This is a genomic window from Martinezella rhizogenes (assembly GCF_000799715.1).
Lineage (GTDB): Bacteria > Pseudomonadota > Alphaproteobacteria > Rhizobiales > Rhizobiaceae > Rhizobium > Rhizobium rhizogenes_C.
Map to the genome: position 1 here is coordinate 1,027,791 of NZ_JUHG01000011.1, position 17,738 is coordinate 1,045,528.

Consider the following 17,738-nt stretch of genomic DNA (forward strand, 5'->3'; position numbering starts at 1 on the left):
ATGACGCAATGACGCGGACGACTTATTCCTCCGCCATTGCCTCTTCCCAGTGACGGCGGCAGAGCGAAACATATTTGTCGCTGCCGCCGATCTCGATCTGAGCGCCATCACGCGCCGCCTTACCGGCCGCATCCAAGCGTACAACCATCGTCGCCTTTCGCCCGCAATGGCAAATCGTTCTGACTTCGCGCAACTCGTCGGCAATGGTCAGCAGCTCCTGCGAGCCCGGAAACAATTTCCCATGGAAGTCCGTACGCAATCCGTACGCCATGACCGGCAGGTCAAGGCGGTCGACGATATGGGCAAGCTGCCACACCTGCTCGTGCGACAGGAATTGCGCCTCATCGACGAAGACGCAGGCCAGAGGCTCTTCGGCATGCATTTTATCGACCAAGGCGTAGAGATCGTCGGCGGCGTCGAACGGTATGGCGTCCATCGTCAGGCCAATCCGCGACGCTATCTTGCCGCGACCGGCGCGATCGTCCAACGCTGCGATAAAGGCCGCAGTGCGCATGCCGCGCTCCTGATAATTGTAGGCCGCCTGCAACAGCATGGTCGACTTGCCGGCATTCATCGTCGAATAATGGAAATAGAGCTTCGCCATGACTTTCTCCTTGATTGCTTCATGGGTGCTCTGAAGCGCGAAGGAAAGACGCCTCTAGCGAAAACCACAGGATTTACCGTGGATTCACGCAATACGGGATCAGCTCGATGACACTCGACCGGAAAAATGAGTGGCGTCGCAATCAGCCCCTCCAAACCGGCGCAAATACGCAGTGGTCGCTTGTAAATGTCGGTTATTGGTGCTTGCTTGGGAACGTTAGACTGGGAGTCACGTAATGATAAAAATGACATTTACCGCACTTGCCTTCGCTTCAACCCTTTCCGCGCTCACCCTGGGCGCAACCGCAGCTTCCGCCGCCGAACCCGCAAGCTGTAGCACCGTGCGCTTCGCCGATGTTGGCTGGACGGATATCACCTCCACCACGGCGACGGCCTCCATCCTCCTGAAGGCTCTCGGCTACGACACCGACGTCAAGGTGCTCGCCGTGCCGGTGACCTATCAGTCGCTGAAAAACAAGGACATTGACGTCTTCCTCGGCAACTGGATGCCGTCCATGGCCGAGAACATCAAGCCTTTCGCCGAAGACAAATCGGTCGAAACCGTCGGTGCTAACCTGGAAGGCGCGAAGTACACGCTCGCGACCAACGAAAAGGGTGCAGCACTCGGTATCAAGGACTTCAAGGACATTGCCGCCCACAAGGACGATCTGGACGGCAAGATCTACGGCATCGAGCCGGGCAATGACGGCAACCGCCTGATCATCGACATGGTTGACAAGAACACCTTCGGCCTCAAGGGTTTCGAAGTGGTCGAATCCTCCGAACAGGGCATGCTTGCCCAGGTGTCTCGCGCCGACAAGGCAGGCAAGCCGATCATCTTCCTCGGCTGGGCTCCGCATCCGATGAACAGCAACTACAAGATGACCTATCTCTCCGGCGGCGACGACGTCTTCGGACCGAACTACGGCGGCGCGACGATCTATACCAACGTCCGCGCCGGCTATCTGCAGGAATGCCCCAACGTCGGCGCCTTCGTAAAGAACCTCGTCTTCTCGCTGCCGATGGAAAACGAGATGATGGGCAAGATTCTGACTGACGGCAAGGAACCGGAAGTGGCTGCAACGGAATGGCTGAAGGCCAATCCGACGGCAATCACCCCCTGGCTCGCCGGCGTCACCACCAAGGATGGCGGTGACGGGCTTGCGGCAGTCAAGGCCAAGCTTGGCCTGTAACATCGAAGGGACAAGGGGCGGCTTAACCGCCCCTTTCTCTTCCATGGAAGGACTGCTTCCCTCCTATCGCGCCGCGCATCGGGTCGTGGCGCCATAGGCCGTTATTCTCCGGCGGCCGCATCCGGAACGACCCAAGACGTCCGGGTTCGCCGCCCCAAGAGTGGGCAAAGACGTGAACTGGTTAACCGATTACCGCATCCCCATCGGCCCATGGGCCAAAGCCGTCGTCGATTGGCTGACGACCAATTTCATTTGGTTCTTCGACGGCCTTTCCTTCGCCGCTTCGCATGGGATCAAAGGACTGCTGTTCCTCCTGCAAGCGCCACATCCGCTGATCGTCGTCGTCGTTATCGCGGCCATCGCCTACTGGATGCGCCGGAGCGTTGCGGTCACCGCTCTCACCTTCATCGGCCTGCTCATCACCATCAACCAGGGCTATTGGAAGGAGACGACCGAGACGCTGGCGCTGGTGCTGGCCTCGACTTTCGTCTGCATGCTCGTCGGCGTCCCCCTCGGCATCGCAGCGGCACGACGCCCCTGGCTCTATGCCATCATGCGGCCGATCCTCGATTTGATGCAGACCATCCCGACCTTCGTCTACCTGGTGCCGGCAATGATCCTGCTCGGCCTCGGCATGGTGCCGGGCCTGATCGCCACTGTCGTTTTCGCCATTCCCGCATCGATCCGCATGACCCGCCTTGGCATCATCTCGACGCCGCCCTCTCTCGTCGAAGCGGCCGAAGCCTTCGGCGCGACGCCGCAACAGGTGCTGCGCAAGGTCGAAGTGCCCTTCGCCATGCCGCAGATCATGGCCGGCCTAACGCAGACGATCATGCTGTCGCTGTCGATGGTGTCCATCGCCGCCCTTGTCGGCGCACCTGGCCTCGGCGTGCCGGTGCTGCGCGCGCTGAACAGCGTCAATGTCGCCAAGAGCTTCGATTCCGGCGCCTGCATCGTCATTCTCGCGATCATTCTCGACCGCATGTTCCGCGCACCCGGTGAAGGAGATCGCTCATGACCACCGCCGTCGCCTTCAACAATGTCAGCATCATCTTCGGCGACCGCCCCGAGGCAGCCCTCAAGCTTGCGGACGAAGGAAAGACCCGCGACGAGATCGGCAAGGCAACAGGCCTGGTGCTCGGCGTCGCCAATGCCTCACTGGAGGTCGAGGAAGGCGAGATCCTCGTGCTCATGGGCCTGTCCGGTTCCGGCAAATCGACGCTGCTGCGCGCCGTCAACGGCCTGGCGCCAGTCGTGCGCGGCAATGTCGTCGTCAACACCAAGAACGGGCCGGTCAATCCTTATGACTGTAGTCCCAAGACACTGCGCGACCTGCGCATGCACACGGTTTCCATGGTGTTCCAGCAGTTCGCATTGCTGCCCTGGCGCACCGTTGCCGACAATGTCGGCTTCGGCCTCGAGCTTGCCGGCGTTCCGGAGCCGGAGCGTAAAAAACGCGTCGATGAACAGCTGGAACTCGTCAACCTGACGCAATGGGCGAGCCGCCGGGTCAACGAGCTCTCCGGCGGCATGCAGCAGCGCGTCGGCCTTGCCCGCGCCTTTGCCACCGGCGCGCCGATCCTGCTGATGGACGAGCCGTTCTCGGCGCTTGATCCGCTGATCCGTACCCGCCTGCAGGACGAGCTTCTGGAGTTTCAGCGCCGCCTGAAGCGAACGATCCTCTTCGTCAGCCACGATCTCGACGAAGCTTTCCGCATCGGCAACCGCATTGCCATCATGGAGAGCGGCCACATCATCCAGTGCGGCACGCCACAGGAAATCGTCAGGAACCCCGCCGATCAATATGTCGCCGACTTCGTGCAGCACATGAATCCGATCAGCATGCTGACGGCGGGCGATGTCATGCAGCAGGGCCTCGGTCATTCCGCCAATAGCGGCTCGGTCACCGCCACGACGACGGCCTCAACGCCGCTCGTCGAGATCCTCGACGCGTTGACGCGCCAGCCAGGAAATATCGGCGTCGTTGACAATGGCGTGATTATCGGGACGATTTCCGCCCAGGATGTCGTGGCTGGCCTCACCAGCCATCGGAGGAAGGAGTAGTCCACCCGGACTGCTCTTTCTGTCTCGTGGGAGAGAGACGATGAACGATAAACCGTCCGTGCTGCGGGAAACCGACGATGAGGCGCGCAAGCAGGCACGCATCCTCTTGGGCTCTGCCCGCTACGCGGCGCTTGCCGTCTTCGATCCCGAGACCGGCTTTCCCTCCGTCAGCCGCGTGCTGACCGGCACCGATATCGATGGCGTGCCGGTCATCCTCGTGTCCGGCTTGTCAGCCCATACCAAAGCGCTGTCGAAGGATCCTCGCGCCTCGGCCCTTTTCGGCGAACCCGGCAAGGGCGATCCTCTCGCCCATCCGCGCCTCAGCGTCCAATGCAACGCCGAGCGCGTCGATCGCGAACATCCGCTGCATGAACGTATCCGTTCTAGCTTTCTCGCCCGCCATCCCAAGGCGAAGCTCTACATCGATTTTCCGGATTTCTGCTTCTTCCGCCTCGTCCCGCTTGCCGCCAGCCTGAATGGCGGCTTCGGCAAGGCCTATATTTTATCGGGCATCGATCTGATGATTCCTTCGGCGGCTAACAAGATGCTCGCGAAAGAGGCAGGCGCGGCAGTGCGAGAATTAGTAGCCCGCCGCCCAACATAGTCTCAGCCATCACGGGTGGGCCAGAGGGAAAAACGGGCGAGTGTTGGCGGATTTGCGACCTGAATATGGCACAAATCGACATGATTTGGGAAAATTAGACGTTTAGGCGGGAATTTGGCCCACCCATATGGGTGGGAAGCGACTTTATATAATACATATCTAAAATAGCATACTCGATACCTTAAATTTAGGTATATACAATCTTTCACCCGTCTTGGTATTATTAGCTATCGGGTTAGCTTCCCGGTTTGGAAATTACGCAATTTCTGATGTACGCTCCGCATTAGGAAGATCAAGAGATGAAAACAAGAAATTTGGCCGACCACTCCAACGTGGCGGCGGCACTACTATCTGCAATGGCGAACCCCAAGCGCCTGATGATTCTTTGCAGCTTGGTCAAGGGTGAAGTCCCGGTCGGCGTATTGGCCAACCAAGTGGGGCTCAGCCAATCTGCGCTTTCCCAGCATCTTTCGAAGCTCCGTGCCCAGAAGCTGGTAAAGACCCGACGCGATGCTCAAACCATTTACTACTCCAGCACGTCAGAGTCGGTTATCCGGGTCCTTGAAACGCTGGAAGACATTTATTGCGAACCGGAAAAAAGTAGAACGGCTGCTTAAGAGCCAAAACTGGCTCTAGGACTGCCGGCGCATGATTCTCAAGAAATGGTACTTTCCGACCCTTGAGATCAAGCTACTTTCATGACCACACATTTATCTGATTTGGCTGGCAAATTTTCAATTTGCCAGCTTTTTCGTGTTGAGCCCCATCTGCGTACAAACGACACACGCCGCAGCCCCATTGCGTTCGCTAGTCGCTTCTCTCCGTACTAGATACGATCTGATCTGATTTGGCTTGAGCAAACAAGACGAGACGAGACAGAACAGGACGAAAAACGAAATCACCGCATAATGCTCTTCCCGGGTCCTTCCGCTGTCTGCCCCCCGCTTCATCTTGACGCCAAGGGGCCGACTGATAATTTGACCAGACAGTCAATAATCACGCGGTTTATGCCGCGATCGGGAAATGGCCCCCGAATGGCCGAGGAGAACAGCATGTCCGACCGCCTGAACGCCGCCCCCAACGATCTCAGCGCCTTCTGGATGCCGTTTACGGCCAATCGCCAGTTCAAGAAGGAACCGCGGCTCTTCGTCAGCGCTAAGGACATGTATTACACCACCCATGACGGACGGCAGGTGCTGGATGGAACTGCGGGGCTGTGGTGTGTGAACGCCGGACATTGCCGCCCGAAGATCACCGAAGCCATCAGCCGGCAGGCGGGCGAACTCGATTATGCACCGGCCTTCCAGCTCGGCCACCCCAAGGCCTTCGAACTGGCTAACCGGCTGGTGGATATCGCGCCGGAAGGCATGGACCATGTTCTCTATACCAATTCCGGCTCTGAATCCGTCGAGACCGCGCTGAAGGTAGCGCTTGCCTATCATCGCGTGAAGGGCAACGGTTCGCGCTCCCGCCTCATCGGCCGTGAGCGCGGCTATCATGGCGTCAATTTCGGCGGCATCTCCGTCGGCGGCATCGTCACCAACCGCAAGATGTTCGGCACGCTATTGACCGGCGTTGACCACATGCCGCACACGCATGTTCCCGGCAAGAATGCCTTCACCCGTGGCGAGCCCGAACATGGCGGCGACATCGCTTCAGAACTGGAGCGCATCGTCACGCTGCATGACGCCTCCACCATTGCCGCCGTCATCGTCGAGCCGGTCGCCGGCTCCACTGGCGTGCTGATCCCGCCGAAGGGCTACCTGCAGAAGCTGCGCGAAATCTGCACCAAGCACGGCATCCTATTGATCTTCGATGAAGTCATCACCGGTTTCGGCCGCCTCGGCACCCCCTTCGCCGCGCAATATTACGACGTCACCCCGGACATCATCACCACGGCCAAGGGCCTGACCAACGGCGTCATCCCGATGGGCGCCGTCTTCGTCACCTCGGAAATCCATGACGCCTTCATGCAGGGACCCGAACATATGATCGAGTTCTTCCACGGCTACACCTATTCCGGCAACCCCATCGCCGCCGCCGCGGCACTTGCCACGCTCGACACCTACAAGGAAGAAGGTCTACTGACACGCGCCGCCGAGCTCTCGGACTACTGGGCTGACGCACTGCACTCCCTGAAGGACTGCCCCAACGTCATTGATATCCGCAACACCGGCCTGATCGGCGCCATCGAACTCGCCCCCATTGCCGGTGAGCCCACCAAACGCGCCTTCACCGCCTTCCTCAAGGCCTACGAAAAAGGCCTCCTGATCCGCACCACCGGCGACATCATCGCCCTCTCCCCTCCGCTGATCATCGAGAAGCACCATATCGATGAGCTGTTCGGCAAGCTCAGGGAGATCTTGCAGAATAATATCTGAGGCGAGCAGCACAGCCGCCCACAAGGTCGAAATGGGCAATTGTCATCGGCGACGATGGAGAGGTCCCCTCTCCCCGCTTTACGGGGAGAGGGCTAGGGTGAGGGGCCTTCCACGGGGACAATCAGATGCGTGGTCCAGAACCAAGTACAACAAAGCGTGCACGCAACCTCCGTCAATCGGACAATTACGCCGAGACCAAACTCTGGTCGGAACTTCGCAACCGCCGACTGAACGGTTTCAAATTCGTCCGGCAATTTCCAATCGCACCATATTTCGCGATTTCGCCTGCCGAGAGCGATCCCTTGTGGTCGAGATCGACGGCAGTCAGCATGCAGATAGTAAACGGGATATAGTTCGCGATGAATTCATGAACGCGGAAGGCTGGTCAGTGGCTCGCTTCTGGAACATCGATGTGCTGACAGCCATGCCTTCCGTTCTCGACACCATTGTGGCGATTTGCGATGGCCGCTTAACGGACCCCATTGTTGCCCGTGACTTGAAATTTTTCCCGGCTACTCGCCAGGAATAGCCCCTCACCCCAACCCTCTCCCCGCTTGCGGGGAGAGGGAGTCCGTTAGCTCTGTAACTGTCAAAAAACACAGGCCTATCAACAAATTCGGACAGATCCCCTCTCCCCGTAGAACGAGGAGCGGACTAGGGTAAGAGGCAGCACGGAATCATAAGAACGACAGGATTTGCCATGACCGCCAAACTCGAACGCTATATCGACCAGGGCGTCGGCCGGGAGCCGGCGGATATCGTGCTCAAGGGCGGGCGGTTCTTCGATCTGGTGACGGGCGAACTTGTCGCTTCCGACATCGCCATTTGCGGCGACCGCATCGTCGGCACCTGCGGCGACTATCAAGGCCGCGAGGAGGTCGATATTTCCGGCCGGATCGTCGTCCCCGGTTTCATCGACACGCACCTGCATATCGAATCCTCGCTGGTGACGCCGCATGAGTTCGACCGTTGCGTCTTGCCTTACGGCGTGACCACCGTCATCTGCGACCCGCATGAGATCGCCAATGTGCTGGGCACGGAGGGCATCCAGTATTTCCTGGACAGCTCGCTCGAGACCATCATGGACATCCGCGTCCAGCTCTCCTCCTGCGTGCCGGCAACGCATCTGGAAACATCCGGCGCCGATCTGCCCATCGAGAAGCTGCTGCCCTTCCGAGACCATCCCAAGGTCATCGGTCTCGCCGAATTCATGAATTTCCCCGGTGTCGTCTACAAAGACCCTATCTGCATGGCCAAGCTAGACGCCTTCCAAGACGGCCATATCGACGGCCATGCGCCGCTGCTGCGCGGCAACGATCTCAACGGCTATCTCTCCGCCGGCATCCGCACCGAACATGAATCAACCACTGCGGAGGAAGCCCTCGAAAAAATCCGCAAGGGCATGCATATTCTCGTCCGCGAAGGTTCGGTCTCCAAGGACCTGCACGCCCTGATGCCGATCCTGACCGAGCGTCTGTCGCCCTATCTGGCGCTCTGCACCGACGACCGCAATCCGCTCGACATCGCCGAACAGGGGCATCTCGACTACATGATCCGCACGGCCATCGCCCACGGCGTCGAGCCGCTGGCGATCTACCGCGCCGCCTCGATCTCCGCGGCTCGCGCCTTCGGCCTGCGCGACCGTGGCCTCGTGGCGCCCGGCTGGCGCGCCGATCTGGTCATCATCGACAGCCTGGAAAACTGCAAGGCCGAGACGGTGTTCTCGGCCGGCCGCCGCGTCACCGCAGAGCTGTTCGCAACCCGCAAGCCAGTCGCCCCGGTCGGCCTCGACAGCGTCCGGGCACGTCCGATCAATGCCGCCGATTTCGGCGTGCCGGTGACGGAGGGCGAAAGCTCGGTCATCGGCGTCATCCCCGGCAAGATCATCACCGAGCACCGCCGTTACCGCCTGCCGCTCAAGGGCAACCAGACTGACCTCGACCTCGGTAACGACATCATCAAGGTCGCCGTCATCGAGCGCCACGGCAAGAACGGCAATCACGCAAATGGTTTCGTCCAGGGCTTCGGCCTGAAGAAGGGCGCAATCGCCTCGACCGTCGGCCATGACAGCCACAATATCTGCGTCGTCGGCGTCAACGAGGACGACATGGCGCGTGCCGCCAACCGTCTCAGCGACATCAACGGCGGCTTCGTCGTCGTCGAAAACGGCGTCGTCACCGGCGAAATCGCGCTGCCCGTTGCCGGCCTGATGAGCCTCGAGCCCTATGAAAGCGTGCGCGACACGCTGCATCATCTGCGCCAGGCAGCCTATGCCCTCGGCGCGACACTGGAAGAACCCTTCCTGCAGCTCGCCTTCCTGCCCCTGCCCGTCATCCCACATCTGAAGATCTCGGACCGGGGCCTTGTCGATGTCGACAAATTCATGCTGATCGGCTGATCAGCCAACCTGCCCGCAGAACACGCCCAATGCCGCGAGTGCGATGATCTCGCCGGCGTTGGCAGTTCCGAAGCCCGGCATCGGCATGGCCTCCGCCACTTTCACCCCCTCCGGCAGCGCGACCTTTACGGGCTTGCGGGAGAGATTGAAGACGAAAAGTAGCGTCTCATCGCCCTTCCCGCGCGTGAAGGCGAGTACATCTTCTCTTGTGTCGAGGAAGGTCATGTCGCCATCGAGCAGTGCCGGATGCTGCTTCCGGAAGGCCAGCGTCTCGCGATAGTGGTGCAGCACGGATTGCGGATCCGCCTCTTGCTTGTCGACGGCAAGCGCAGCATGCTGATAGGGCACCGGAAGCCATGATTTCTCCGCCGTGGTGAAGCCGGCATGCGCACGGCTTGCCTCCCAGGGCATCGGCGTCCGGCATCCATCGCGACCCTTGAAGGCCGGCCAGAAGCGGATGCCATAGGGGTCGCGCAGATCCTCGAAAGAAAGCTCCGCCTCGGGCAGGCCCAATTCCTCGCCTTGATAAAGGCAGATCGAGCCGCGCAGGGTAGACAGAAGGGAAATCGCCAGCTTGGCGACACGCGGTTGCTCGGCCTCGGTTTCGGCGAAACGGCTGACATGGCGATTGACGTCATGGTTGGAGAAAGCCCAGCAAATCCAGCCATCAGTTACATTTTCCTGGAAATCGCCGACACAGCGACGGAAATGTTGCGGCGTGAAATCCGGGCCCAGGAGGTCGAAGGTGTAGCACATATGCAGCTTGTCATCGCCGCTGGTATAAGCGGCCACAGTCTGCAGCGAGCGAGCGCCATCTCCCACTTCGCCAACGGTGGTGCGTCCCTCATATTGATCGAGCAGCGCCCGGAAACGCTTCAGGAAATCGATATTTTCCGGCTGCGTCTTGTCGTAGAGATGGTTCTGCATGCCATAGGGATTGCTCTCGGGCGCATCCAACCCGCCGATGGCGGTCAAAGCCGGTGGGTTATCCCTAAGTTCCTTGTCGCAGAAATAGTAGTTGACCGTATCCAGCCGGAACCCATCGACGCCGCGGTCGAGCCAGAACTTGACCGTGGCAAGCAAGGCGTCCTGGACTTCGCTGTTATGAAAATTCAGGTCCGGCTGCGACGTCAGGAAATTATGCTGGTAATATTGTCGGCGCACGCCGTCCCATTCCCAGCCCGGCCCGCCGAAGATCGACAGCCAGTTGTTCGGCGCCGTGCCGTCTGGTTTCGGATCGGCCCAGACATACCAGTCCGCCTTGGGGTTATCGCGGCTTGCCCGGCTCTCGACGAACCACGGATGGCGATCCGACGTATGTGAAATGACCTGATCGATGATGATCTTCAGGCCGAGCGCATGCGCCGATGTCATCATCTCGTCGAAATCGGCAAGCGTCCCGAAGATCGGATCGACATCGCAATAGTCGGCGACATCATAGCCCATATCCGCCATCGGCGAGGTGAAGAACGGCGCCAGCCAGATGGCATCGACGCCAAGCGAAGCGATATGCGGCAGGCGACGGGTAATGCCCTTGATGTCGCCGAGCCCGTTAGCGTCGGTATCCTGAAACGATCGCGGATAGACCTGATAGATTACCGCTCCACGCCACCAATCGGCTTCCGCCACCTTGCCCGCTGATGTCATCAACAATCCGCCTCGATTTCATAAGGGTTCCTTCAAGTCGCACACTAAACTTGAGGCGGCAAGCTGCCAATCGGGGAAGGTGCAATCCAGAATACACGCGCAAGATTTATGAGGCCAATTTCGCAAAACTCCCGGAGGTAGAAAACTCCCGGCCGCCAGCGGCGATTCGCCCGGGGGGCTTGAAAGCGACGTTGCTTCAGATAACTTGCGACATTGACCTGCACGTCCAGGTCATCTGCGGAACTAAAATAACCTTGAAAAAACAAGGTCCGTAACTCCAGAAAGGTGGGGAATAGATATGGCTTATTTCACCCGAAAATTCATCGCGTCGGCGTTCGTCGGCACCTTATTGAGCGTTTCCGCACATGCGGCGACCCTCAATATCCACAACGGCGGCGACCCCACGTCGCTCGACCCACAGAAGATTTCCGGCGACTGGGAAAACCGCATCGACGGCGATATTTTCGAAGGCTTGGTGACGGAAGATCCCAAGGACAACCCCATTCCTGGGCAGGCTGCAAGCTGGACCATCTCCCAGGACCAGAAGGTCTATACCTTCAAGCTGCGTGACGGCATCAAATGGTCCGATGGCACGCCGGTGACCGCCGGCGATTTCGTCTATTCCTTCCAGCGCCTGATGGACCCGAAGACCGCCGCTCAATATGCCTACCTGCAATATACGATCCTGAATGCGGAAAAGATCAACAAGGGCGAGATCAAGGATCTGAGCCAGCTCGGCGTCAAGGCGATCGACGACAAGACGCTGGAAATCACGCTTGAAAACCCCACCCCCTATTTCATTAACGCTTTGATGCACTACACGGCCTATCCGGTGCCGAAGCATGTCGTGGAAGCCAAGGGCGACGAGTGGGTCAAGATCGGCAACATCGTCACCAATGGCCCCTACAAGCCCACCGAATGGGTGCCCGGTTCGCATGTCAGCATGGCCAAGAGCGACCAGTATTACGGCGCCAAGGACATCAAGATCGACAACGTCAACTACTATACGCTGGAAGATCAGGCCGCCGCGCTGAAGCGCTACCGCGCCGGTGAGTTCGATATCCTGACCTCTTTCCCCGCCGACCAATATGAATGGATCCAGAAGAACCTTCCCGGTCAGGCGCATGTGGTTCCGTTCCTCGGCACCTATTATTACGTCATGAACGCCACCAAGCCGCCCTTCAACGACAAGCGCGTGCGCCAGGCCCTCTCCATGGCCGTCAACCGCGAGGTCATCGGTCCGAAAATCCTCGGCACCGGCGAACTGCCGATGTATTCCTGGGTACCGCCGGGCACCGCCAATTATGGCGAGCCGGCTTATGTGAGCTGGAAGGACGAACCCTACAAGCAGAGGGTCGAAGACGCCAAGAAGCTGCTCAAGGACGCTGGCTTCGGTCCTGACCATCCGCTGAAGGCGCAGCTCCGCTACAACACCAACGACAACCACAAGCGTATCGCCGTCGCGATCGCCGCCATGTGGAAGCCGCTCGGTGTCGATATCGAGCTCTACAACACTGAAACCAAGGTGCATTACGACGAGATGCAGCGCGGTGAAGTGCAAATCGGCCGCGCCGGCTGGCTCGCCGACTACAACGATCCGATCAACTTCCTGAACCTGCTGTCGACCGGCGTCGAAATGAACTACGGCCGCTGGAGCAACCCGCAATATGACGCGCTGATCAAGCAGGGTAACGAGCAAATCGACCTGAAGAAGCGCGCCGAGGTCTACAAAAAGGCCGAACAGCTGGCGCTCGACGACAGTGCCGCAATCCCGATCTACTATTACGTTTCGCAGAATATCGTTGCACCGAAGGTCGAAGGCTTCGTGGACAATATTCAGGACATTCACCGTACTCGCTGGCTGTCCATCAAACAATAATAGATAGGAAAAGGCCCTGCCCGCTCTTGCCGGGCGGGGCCTCAACGCACCCATGTTTCGCTATGCTCTCCGTCGTCTGCTGTCGACAATCCCCGTCTTGTGGATTGCCGTAACAGTGTGTTTTTTCATTCTGCGTCTTGCCCCCGGCGGCCCTTTCGATGGCGAACGGCCATTGCCGCCGGAAGTCAAAGCCAACCTCGCGGCCCACTACAATCTCGATAAGCCGCTGGTCGAGCAATATCTGATCTATGTCGGCGATGTGATGAAGGGCGATCTCGGCCCATCCTTCGCCAACCAGGATTTCACCGTCACCCAGCAGATCATGTCAGGCTTTCCCTACACGCTGACCATCGGTGGCGCCGCCTTCATCCTGTCGACCATCATCGGCGTGTTCATAGGCTGTCTTGGGGCGCTGTATCAAAACCGCAGCGCCGACTACTGGCTGGGCGGAGGCCTGCTCCTTGGCCTCGTCATGCCGAGCTTCCTGATTGCCCCGATCCTTCAGCTTATCTTCGGCAACACGCTTGGCTGGCTGCCGGTCGGCGGCTGGGGCGACGGCTCGATCCGGTTCCTGGTCCTGCCGATCATCGTTCTGACCCTGCCGCACGCGGCGCGCATCTCACGCCTCATGCGCGGCTCAATGATCGAGGTGATGGGCCAGAACTTCATCCGCACCGCCAAGGCCAAGGGCATCGGCCCACGGCTGACGGTGATGCGTCATGCCTTGAAACCGGCGATGATGCCCGTCGTCTCCTATCTCGGACCGGCGGCAAGCTATCTGCTCACCGGTTCGCTGGTGGTGGAAAGCATCTTCGGCCTTCCCGGCATCGGCCGGTACTTCGTCGGCGCAGCGCTGAACCGCGACTACGGCATGGTTCTCGGCACGGTCATTTTCTACATGGTGCTGATCGTGGTTCTGAACCTGATCGTCGACATCGCCTACGCATGGCTAGATCCGAAAGTGAGAATGCGATGATCCTCAATTCCGCAAAACGAGAATTGCTGGAAGCAGAGTTGCTTGCAGCCGAGGGGCTCGCGCCGAAAGGACGTTCTCTCTCGGGCGACGCGATGCGCCGCCTGCTGCGCAACAAGGCGGCAGCACTCTCCCTCATTGTGCTGGCGCTACTGGTGCTCGTCGCCATCGTCGGCCCGAGCTTACTCCCCTTCAACTACGAGGATCCGGACTGGACCTCCTTCCGTGGCGCACCGGACTTTGCCGCCGGCCATTATTTCGGCACCGATGGCAACGGCCGTGACCTTTTGGCGCGCACGCTCTACGGCACGCGCGTCTCGCTGACCGTGGCACTCGTCGCCACCCTGGTCTCGGTCGTCATCGGCGTGCTCTACGGCGCCGTCTCGGGCTATTTCGGCGGCCGCGTCGACGCCGTTATGATGCGCTTCGTCGACATCATGTACGCGCTGCCCTACGTGCTCTTCGTCATCCTGCTGATGGTGATTTTCGGCCGCAACGTCTACCTGCTGTTTGCTGCGATCGGAGCGCTCGAATGGTTGACCATGGCCCGCATCGTGCGCGGCCAGACGCTGTCCATCAAGCAACGCGAGTTCATCGAGGCGGCACGGGCTTCCGGCCAGCGTCCGTTCAAGATCATTCTCAAACACATCGTTCCAAACCTCGTCGGGCCGGTCGTCATCTATGCAACGCTCACCATCCCCGAGATCATCGCCACGGAAAGCTTCCTGTCCTATCTCGGCTTTGGCGTGCAGGAACCGCTAACCTCGCTCGGTACATTGATCGCTGAAGGCTCGGCCGGCATGGAAACCACGCCCTGGCTGCTGTTCTTCCCCGCCGGCTTCCTGGTCGCGCTGCTGATGAGCCTGCTCTTCATCGGCGACGGCCTGCGCGACGCTTTCGATCCGAAGGATCGCTGACATGACAGAAACACTTCTCGAGCTCAAAGACTACTCCATCACCTTCCGCACACCGGAGGGCGAAGTTGCCGCCGTCTCAAAGATGAACCTGAAAGTTGGCCGTGGCGAACGCATTGCCATCGTCGGAGAATCCGGTTCCGGCAAGAGCCAGACCTTTCTCGGCCTGATGGGCCTGCTCGCCAAGAACGGCCGCACCAGCGGCCAGGCGCTGCTTGACGGCAAGGACATCCTGAAACTGAAGCCGCGCGAACTCGATCATGTGCGCGGCAAGGATGTGGCAATGGTCTTCCAGGACCCGATGACGGCCCTCAATCCATCGCTGCGTATCTCGCGGCAGCTGACGGAGCAGCTTGAGGTCCATGGCGGACTTTCGGCACGCGCCGCCTCGGCAGCCGCTCTGGACATGCTAAAGCGCGTCGGCATTCCCGACCCTTCCCGGCGCTTCAACCTCTATCCGCACGAGCTCTCCGGCGGCATGCGCCAGCGCATCGTCATCGCCATGGCGCTGCTGACCAAGCCGAAGCTCCTGATCGCCGACGAGCCGACAACTGCGCTCGACGTCACCATTCAGGCCCAGATCCTCGATCTCTTCAACGAGCTGACGGCGGAGATGAATACGGCGCTGGTGATGATCACCCACGATCTCGGCGTCGTCGCCGGTCTCGCCGATCGCGTCGCCGTTATGTATGCCGGCCGCATTGTCGAGGAAGCGCCAGTCGAGGAACTCTACGAAAACCCGGCTCATCCCTATACGGCAGCCCTGCACGCCTCCATCCCGCGACCGGATCAGGACGTCGACGATCTCGCCGTCATCCCCGGCCGGCCGCCGAACCTGATGCACCTGCCGCGCGGCTGTTCCTTCTCGCCGCGCTGCGCCCATGTGGAAGACGACTGTCTGGATGCGGCGCCGCCGCTCAATCAGCTGACACCACAGCGCTGCGCCGCCTGCTTCCATCCCCTTTCGGCTAATCAGGAACGGAGCCTCGTCCATGGCTGAGCAAACGCTGCTGAAGGTCGAGCACCTGACCACCGAATTCGAGCTGCCCTCGAAATCCTTCTTCAAGCCGCCCTTGATCCTGACGGCGGTCAACGATGTCAGCTTCGAGCTGAAGACCGGGCGCACGCTTGGCATCGTCGGCGAATCCGGCTGCGGAAAGTCCACGCTCGGCCGCTCCATCCTGCGGCTGATCAAGGCGCAGAAGGGCCGCATCATGTGGCAGGGCGGCAACCTGCTGGATCTGTCCGAAGAGGAAATGCGCGCCGCCCGCCGCGACATGCAGATCATCTTCCAGGACCCGATCGCCTCGCTCGACCCACGCATGACCGTCGGTGACATCATCGCCGAACCGCTGACCGTATTCGAGCCGAAGCTGACGAGAGCGCAGCGGCAGGACCGCGTACGGGAGATCATGGCGGCCGTCGGCCTGGTGCCTGAGATGATCAACCGCTATCCGCATGAGTTCTCCGGCGGACAGGCACAGCGCATCGGCATCGCCCGCGCCGTCATCACACGGCCAAAGCTCATCATCTGCGACGAGCCGGTTTCCGCTCTCGACGTCTCGATCCAGGGCCAGGTGATCACGCTTCTGCGCAAGCTGCGCAAGGAGTTCGGCCTGACGCTGATCTTCATCAGCCATGACCTCTCCGTCGTGCGCCTGATCTCGGACGACGTGCTGGTGCTCTATCTCGGCAAGGTGGTGGAAGCGGGCAGCGCCGCCACCGTCTTCGACCATCCGGCGCATCCCTATACGCAGGCGCTGTTCTCGGCGGCACCGATCCCGGATCCGAAACTGGCGCGCGGCCGCGAGCGCATCCGCCTGCAGGGCGATCCGCCCTCGCCGCTCTATCCGCCGCCCGGCTGCGTCTTCTCGCCGCGCTGCTGGAAGGCGACGGATATCTGTCGGACGAAGGCGCCGCCGACCGAGCAGGTGCGCCCCGGCCAGACCGCGGCGTGCTATCATATGGACTTACCGTAAGCCTGCAAAAGGGGACGGCGAAGCTCGCCGTCCACCTTGCCCAAGCGGCTCCATGCGGGTATGCAGCAAGCAGGCAAACTGCGGGAGGCAAGTCTTGGGCGGGCGTTTTCTATCGATCGGCGAATGCATGGTGGAGCTGTCGCAGGCCAAGGACGGTCATCTGCGCAAGGGCTTTGCCGGCGATACCTTCAACACCGCCTGGTACGCCCGCGCCTGCCTGCCGCAAGATTGGTTCGTCGATTATTTCACCGCGCTCGGCGATGATGCCATGTCCGACGAGATGCTCGCCTTCATGGGTACCCACGGCATTGGCACGGCGAATATCCGCAGCCTTCGCGGAAAGACACCCGGCCTCTACATGATCAACCTGAAGGACGGCGAGCGCTCCTTCAGTTATTGGCGCGACAGCTCGGCCGCGCGCCAGCTCGCCGCCGACGGCGATCAGCTGCGCATCGCGATCGAAGCATCCGATGTCCTCTATTTCTCCGGTATAACCCTGGCGATCCTGTCGCATGAGGATGCCGAGACGCTGCTCACCGAACTCCGCCGCGCCAAGGCCGTCGGCAAGCTGGTGGCCTTCGACCCCAATATCCGCCCGCGCCTCTGGTCAAGCCTCGACGCCATGCACACTTTGATAGGCGAAGGCGCCCGCGCCTCGACTCTGGTCATGCCGAGCTTCGACGACGAGGCGGCGCATTTCGGAGATGACTCGATTGCCGGTACCATTCGCCGTTACCGGCAACACGGTGCCAATATGGTCGTCGTCAAGAATGGCCCTGAAGGTGCGACAATCGGCACGGATGCCGGCGAGACGCTGGTTCCGGCGGTGAAAGTCGCCAAGGTCGTCGATACCACCAGCGCCGGCGACAGTTTCAACGGCGCCTTCCTCGCGCATTGTCTGGAGCATGACGATCCGGTCGCCGCCGCTCGTTTCGCCGCCGAGATCGCTGCGAAAGTCATTCAGGAACACGGCGCCCTGGTGCCCCCGGAGAAGCTCCAGCTGGCCGGCTGAGCGCTGTAATATTTCCATCATGGACAACCCGCACAATAGAACAGGCGCGGGAATCACCTTTGTTGCACCGCATTTGGTTGTACCGGCATCA

Annotated in this window: 14 protein-coding genes and 2 pseudogenes; 14 read left to right on the top strand and 2 right to left on the bottom strand. The window is 60.3% G+C overall.

Going from position 1 to position 17,738, the window contains the following annotated elements; all coding sequences use genetic code 11:
• Positions 1 to 22 precede the first annotated feature (22 nt).
• On the bottom strand, positions 23 to 604 hold the full coding sequence (locus tag EX00_RS08885) for a thymidine kinase (RefSeq protein ID WP_047456430.1): 582 nt from the start codon (positions 602 to 604) through the stop codon (positions 23 to 25).
• A 235-nt stretch (positions 605 to 839) separates the two neighbouring features.
• Between EX00_RS08885 and EX00_RS08890 the strand changes: the two genes are divergently transcribed.
• From EX00_RS08890 to ade, 8 genes and pseudogenes are all read left to right on the top strand, one after another.
• On the top strand, positions 840 to 1,796 hold the full coding sequence (locus tag EX00_RS08890; protein WP_047456432.1) for a choline ABC transporter substrate-binding protein: 957 nt from the start codon (positions 840 to 842) through the stop codon (positions 1,794 to 1,796).
• Between the two features lie 172 nt (positions 1,797 to 1,968).
• Positions 1,969 to 2,814, top strand: a complete 846-nt coding sequence (gene choW, locus EX00_RS08895) for a choline ABC transporter permease subunit (RefSeq protein WP_047457609.1) — start codon at positions 1,969 to 1,971, stop codon at positions 2,812 to 2,814.
• The gene (gene choV, locus EX00_RS08900) at positions 2,811 to 3,860 is read left to right on the top strand and encodes a choline ABC transporter ATP-binding protein (RefSeq protein WP_047456434.1); all 1,050 of its coding nucleotides are present in this window, start codon (positions 2,811 to 2,813) and stop codon (positions 3,858 to 3,860) included. The genes choW and choV overlap by 4 nt, the downstream gene beginning before the upstream one ends.
• A gap of 40 nt (positions 3,861 to 3,900) precedes the next feature.
• Positions 3,901 to 4,550, top strand: a pseudogene (locus tag EX00_RS08905) (HugZ family pyridoxamine 5'-phosphate oxidase); the annotation flags it as partial.
• 213 nt (positions 4,551 to 4,763) lie between these two features.
• Positions 4,764 to 5,081, top strand: coding sequence for an ArsR/SmtB family transcription factor (locus EX00_RS08910; RefSeq protein WP_007692427.1), 318 nt, complete (start codon positions 4,764 to 4,766; stop codon positions 5,079 to 5,081).
• A 435-nt stretch (positions 5,082 to 5,516) separates the two neighbouring features.
• The gene (gene aptA, locus EX00_RS08915) at positions 5,517 to 6,845 is read left to right on the top strand and encodes an omega-aminotransferase AptA (RefSeq protein ID WP_047457612.1); all 1,329 of its coding nucleotides are present in this window, start codon (positions 5,517 to 5,519) and stop codon (positions 6,843 to 6,845) included.
• A 125-nt stretch (positions 6,846 to 6,970) separates the two neighbouring features.
• Positions 6,971 to 7,374, top strand: a pseudogene (locus EX00_RS08920) (endonuclease domain-containing protein).
• A 171-nt stretch (positions 7,375 to 7,545) separates the two neighbouring features.
• Positions 7,546 to 9,243 (top strand): adenine deaminase, encoded by a 1,698-nt coding sequence (ade, locus tag EX00_RS08925; protein ID WP_047456439.1) that lies wholly within the window; start codon positions 7,546 to 7,548, stop codon positions 9,241 to 9,243.
• Here ade and bglA read toward each other — a convergent pair whose 3' ends face one another.
• Positions 9,244 to 10,890: a beta-galactosidase BglA gene (bglA, locus tag EX00_RS08930; RefSeq protein ID WP_047456441.1), complete on the bottom strand. Its 1,647-nt coding sequence runs from the start codon at positions 10,888 to 10,890 to the stop codon at positions 9,244 to 9,246.
• 298 nt (positions 10,891 to 11,188) lie between these two features.
• Here bglA and EX00_RS08935 point away from each other — a divergent pair, with 298 nt between their 5' ends.
• The 6 genes from EX00_RS08935 (at position 11,189) to EX00_RS08960 (ending at position 17,647) form a co-directional block, all read left to right on the top strand.
• Positions 11,189 to 12,769, top strand: a complete 1,581-nt coding sequence (locus EX00_RS08935) for a peptide ABC transporter substrate-binding protein (protein ID WP_047456444.1) — start codon at positions 11,189 to 11,191, stop codon at positions 12,767 to 12,769.
• 52 nt (positions 12,770 to 12,821) lie between these two features.
• Positions 12,822 to 13,745 (top strand): ABC transporter permease subunit, encoded by a 924-nt coding sequence (locus tag EX00_RS08940; protein WP_047456446.1) that lies wholly within the window; start codon positions 12,822 to 12,824, stop codon positions 13,743 to 13,745.
• Positions 13,742 to 14,659, top strand: a complete 918-nt coding sequence (locus EX00_RS08945) for an ABC transporter permease (RefSeq protein WP_047456450.1) — start codon at positions 13,742 to 13,744, stop codon at positions 14,657 to 14,659. The genes EX00_RS08940 and EX00_RS08945 overlap by 4 nt, the downstream gene beginning before the upstream one ends.
• Before the next feature lies 1 nt (position 14,660).
• Positions 14,661 to 15,656, top strand: a complete 996-nt coding sequence (locus EX00_RS08950) for an ABC transporter ATP-binding protein (protein WP_047456452.1) — start codon at positions 14,661 to 14,663, stop codon at positions 15,654 to 15,656.
• Positions 15,649 to 16,635 carry an ABC transporter ATP-binding protein gene (locus EX00_RS08955; RefSeq protein WP_047456454.1) on the top strand — a complete coding sequence of 329 codons (987 nt, stop codon included), beginning with the start codon at positions 15,649 to 15,651 and terminating at the stop codon, positions 16,633 to 16,635. Before EX00_RS08950 ends, EX00_RS08955 begins: the two co-directional genes overlap by 8 nt.
• Before the next feature lie 94 nt (positions 16,636 to 16,729).
• Positions 16,730 to 17,647 carry a sugar kinase gene (locus EX00_RS08960; protein ID WP_155294031.1) on the top strand — a complete coding sequence of 306 codons (918 nt, stop codon included), beginning with the start codon at positions 16,730 to 16,732 and terminating at the stop codon, positions 17,645 to 17,647.
• Positions 17,648 to 17,738 lie beyond the last annotated feature (91 nt).

Coding starts and splice junctions, on each gene's coding strand:
- EX00_RS08940 (WP_047456446.1), top strand. CDS start 12,822: ATGTTTCGCTATGCTCTCCGTCGTCTGCTGTCGACAATCCCCGTCTTG.
- EX00_RS08945 (WP_047456450.1), top strand. CDS start 13,742: ATGATCCTCAATTCCGCAAAACGAGAATTGCTGGAAGCAGAGTTGCTT.
- ade (WP_047456439.1), top strand. CDS start 7,546: ATGACCGCCAAACTCGAACGCTATATCGACCAGGGCGTCGGCCGGGAG.
- EX00_RS08955 (WP_047456454.1), top strand. CDS start 15,649: ATGGCTGAGCAAACGCTGCTGAAGGTCGAGCACCTGACCACCGAATTC.
- EX00_RS08910 (WP_007692427.1), top strand. CDS start 4,764: ATGAAAACAAGAAATTTGGCCGACCACTCCAACGTGGCGGCGGCACTA.
- choV (WP_047456434.1), top strand. CDS start 2,811: ATGACCACCGCCGTCGCCTTCAACAATGTCAGCATCATCTTCGGCGAC.
- EX00_RS08885 (WP_047456430.1), bottom strand. CDS start 604: ATGGCGAAGCTCTATTTCCATTATTCGACGATGAATGCCGGCAAGTCG.
- EX00_RS08935 (WP_047456444.1), top strand. CDS start 11,189: ATGGCTTATTTCACCCGAAAATTCATCGCGTCGGCGTTCGTCGGCACC.
- EX00_RS08950 (WP_047456452.1), top strand. CDS start 14,661: ATGACAGAAACACTTCTCGAGCTCAAAGACTACTCCATCACCTTCCGC.
- bglA (WP_047456441.1), bottom strand. CDS start 10,890: ATGACATCAGCGGGCAAGGTGGCGGAAGCCGATTGGTGGCGTGGAGCG.
- aptA (WP_047457612.1), top strand. CDS start 5,517: ATGTCCGACCGCCTGAACGCCGCCCCCAACGATCTCAGCGCCTTCTGG.
- EX00_RS08890 (WP_047456432.1), top strand. CDS start 840: ATGATAAAAATGACATTTACCGCACTTGCCTTCGCTTCAACCCTTTCC.